Origin of the sequence: Nocardia sp. 2TAF39 (assembly GCF_052114905.1) — a bacterium.
Lineage (GTDB): Bacteria > Actinomycetota > Actinomycetes > Mycobacteriales > Mycobacteriaceae > Nocardia.
The window spans coordinates 1-3,539 of record NZ_JBFRFQ010000107.1; the positions used below are offsets into that span (position 1 = coordinate 1).

Here is a 3,539-nt window from a genome sequence, read left to right on the forward strand (position 1 = left end):
CGGCGGGATGGTCGGTGTAAAGCGTTTTCGGCGTCGGCGGATGGTGTGGGGTGGGCCGAGGGTGTGGGTGTCTTGGTGTTGGAGCGGTTGTCGGATGCGCGGCGGCTCGGTCACAACGTTCTTGCTCTCGTCCGGGGTTCGGCGGTGAACCAAGACGGTGCGTCGAATGGTTCGACTGCGCCGAATGGTCCGTCGCAGGAGCGGGTGATTGCGGCGGCGTTGGCGGCAGCCGGGCTCGATGCGTCCGATGTGGATGCGGTGGAGGCGCATGGGACGGGGACACCGTTGGGTGATCCGATCGAGGCCCAGGCGTTGATCGCCACGTATGGGCAGGGCCGTGCGGAGCCGTTACGGGTCGGTTCGTTGAAGTCCAACATCGGACATGCGCAGGCCGCTTCAGGTATCGGCGGCGTGATCAAGATGGTGCAGGCGCTGCAGCACGAGATGTTGCCGCGGACGTTGCATGTGGATGCGCCGTCGCCGCACGTGGATTGGTCGGCGGGGTCGGTGCGGTTGCTGACCGAGGAACAGCCGTGGCCGGTATCGGTGGACCGGGTGCGCCGGGCGGGTGTGTCGTCGTTCGGGATCAGTGGGACCAACGCGCATCTCATCGTCGAGGAAGCACCCGCTGGACCGGAGCGCGCGATGGAGCCGGTCGCGGCGGACATTCCGCCCGTGGCGTCGGGAATGGTGCCGTTGCTGGTGTCGGCGAAATCAGAATCGGGACTGCGGGCGCAGGCCGCACGGTTGCGCGAGTGGTTGGCGGTGCATCCGGAGGCCGAACCGGTGGATGTGGCGTATTCGTTGTTGACGACGCGGGCCCGGCTGGATCGGCGTGCAGCAGTAGTCGCGGGCGACCGGGACGCCATGCTGGCGGGGTTGGCGGATTTGGCTGCGGGTTCGGCTGCGCCGGGTGTCGCCGAGGGTACCCCGGTCCGGGGGAAGGTCGCGTTCCTGTTCACGGGCCAGGGGTCACAGCGTGTCGGTATGGGTGCCGGGTTGTATGCGGCGTTCCCGGTGTTCGCGTCGGCGTTCGACGAGCTGTGTGCCGAATTCGACCGTTTGCTGGAATCCTCGCTACCCGGTGTCTCGTTGAAGGACATCGTCTTCGGTGCCGCGGGTCCGGATCTGCTGCATCGGACGGAGTTCGCCCAGCCGGCGTTATTCGTGTTCGAAGTGGCATTGTTCCGGCTGGTGGAGTCGTTCGGGATCACTCCGGATGTGCTCATCGGGCATTCGACCGGGGAGCTGGTCGCCGCGTATACGGCGGGGCTGTGGTCGATGGCCGACGCGTGTGCATTGGTCGTGGCGCGGGGTCGGTTGGTGGCTGCGTTGCCGGCCGGTGGTGCGATGCTTGCCGCCGTGATTTCCGAAGAGCGGGCGGTGCAGGTCGTCGCCGAGTTCGGTAGGCGGCTGTCGATCGCAGCGGTGAACGGCCCGTTCTCGGTCGAACTTTCCGGTGACGAGGACGCCATCGAGAAGTTGGAGACGATGCTGGCCGCGGAGGAGGTCGCGACCGCACGGCTGCGGGTCAGCCACGCATTCCATTCCGCCGCAATGGATCCCATACTGCCCGCATTCGAGACCGTTGCCGAGGGGCTGAGTTACGGTCGTGCGCTGCTGCCAGTGGTGTCCAACGTGTTCGGCATCGTCGGTGGTGCGGCTTTCGCCGATCCGGTCTATTGGGTCGGTCATGTGCGCGACACAGTCCGTTTCGCGCACGGTGTCGACACCTTGCTGGACTCGGGTGTTCGACGGTTTTTGGAATTGGGTCCCGATTCGGTGCTGGCAGCGATGACCAGGGAGTGCCTGCCCGAGGAAGTCGGATCGACGTCGTTGGTGGCGGCCGCGAGCCGGCGTGGTGTCGACGAGGTGACGCAGTTGCTGACGTTCCTCGCGCACGCCCACAACGCGGGTATCGAGGTGGACTGGGGGCCGCTTTTCGCGGGTCGGGCCCCGACGCGGGCGTCGTTGCCGACGTACGCGTTTGCGCGTCAGCGTTATTGGCTGGATACCGCGGTGCGAGACGGCGACCCGAGGAGGCAGCGGAGCGTAACACCGGAGGGTCTCGCGAGCAGCGCCATGGATACCGCTGCGCCGGTTGCGGCCGGCAGCGTCGCGCATCCGGTCTCGACGGATACGGTGCAGGTGGCAGGCGAGGACGAGCTGCCAACTCCGCTCGCCTTCGATCACCCGACGACTCGGGCACTGGACTATCTCCGCTTCCGAATGCCGGAAGCACGCGCCGTGGAATCCGCGTTGCGCGGCGGCCTTACCGACCTTTTTCTGGCTGCGCATCGGCGCGGTCAGGTCGACGCCACGCTACCGATGCTGCTGGGAAGCGCCAAGCTCGCCGAGACGTTTACCACCGGCGCCGAGTTGCCTGTCAAGCCGACGCCGATTCCCCTGAGCAGGGGCACATCCCGACCCTCGTTGATCTGCATTCCGTCGTTCGTGGTCGGCACCGGACCGCAGCAGTTCGCTCGACTGGCGCGCGCGCTCGGCCGTGACCGCGCGATAGCCGCGCTGCGCCTACCGGGAACCCGGCCCGGGGAGCTGCTGCCTGGATCATGGGATGCGTTGCTGGATTGCTTGGCGATGACCGTGGATGGTGTCGGCGGCGGGGCGCCGATCGTTCTCGTCGGCTATTCGGCGGGCGGTGCGATCGCGCAGGCGTTGGCGCATCGCCTCGAGACGAGCGGGCTCGGTCCGGCGGCGGTGATATTGGTCGACCCCTATTCGCCCGACGATGCGGAGCAACGTCGTCGGGCGACCGTGAGTGCGATCGACACGGTGCTCGACATTGGACACGAAATGACCGAGATCAATGATCACGGCTTGGTCGCCATGGCGAAGTACATGGAGATATTCGACGAACAGCAGCCCGTGCCTATCGCCGCGCCGATGTTGAGCCTGCGGGCCTCGACGCCGTTGCCCGGGATGGACCGCATCGAGCGGGTGCCCACGTGGCTGCACACCGGCGAGACGGTCGAGATCGACGCGGACCACTTCTCGATTATCGGAGCGGCCTGCACCGTCGCGGCGGAGGAGATACGACGCTGGCTCGAGGCGAAGGTGGGGGGCGATGGCCAGCCCGGATATGGCCTCGGCCGACCCGGCCGTTGACGCACACGAGCGTGAAATCGCCATGCTCGGCAGGTAAGACGATCGAAATTCTTGGCATCGGATAAGGCGCGGTAGAGGAATCCCATGGTCGAATCAGCGAATGAGATCGCCATTGTCGGTATGTCGTGCCGGATGCCGGGTGCATCCGATCTCGCGAGCTTTTGGCGGTTGCTGCGCGAGGGCCGTGCCGCTGTCGGATCGGCTCCGGCTGATCGTCCGGGGATCGACGAAACGGCTGGTTTCCTCGATTCGGCCTCGGAATTCGACGCCGACTTCTTCGGTGTGTCACCGAATGAGGCGCGGTCGATCGATCCGCAGCAGCTGCTCGGTCTCGAGCTGAGCTGGGAGGCATTGGAAGACGCGGGCTATAGTGACCGCGACGGTGCACGGGCCGGGGTTTTTCTGGGTTGCAC

The 3,539-nt window shown here is 66.3% G+C and carries 2 protein-coding genes; both read left to right on the forward strand.

Translation table 11 applies throughout. The features are described from left to right. The coding region (locus AB4Z47_RS30380; RefSeq protein WP_441956106.1) for a type I polyketide synthase at window positions 1-3,126 on the forward strand (3,126 nt) is incomplete at its 5' end. 84 nt (window positions 3,127-3,210) lie between these two features. Continuing rightward, the coding region (locus AB4Z47_RS30385) for a beta-ketoacyl synthase N-terminal-like domain-containing protein (RefSeq protein ID WP_441956108.1) at window positions 3,211-3,539 on the forward strand (329 nt) is incomplete at its 3' end.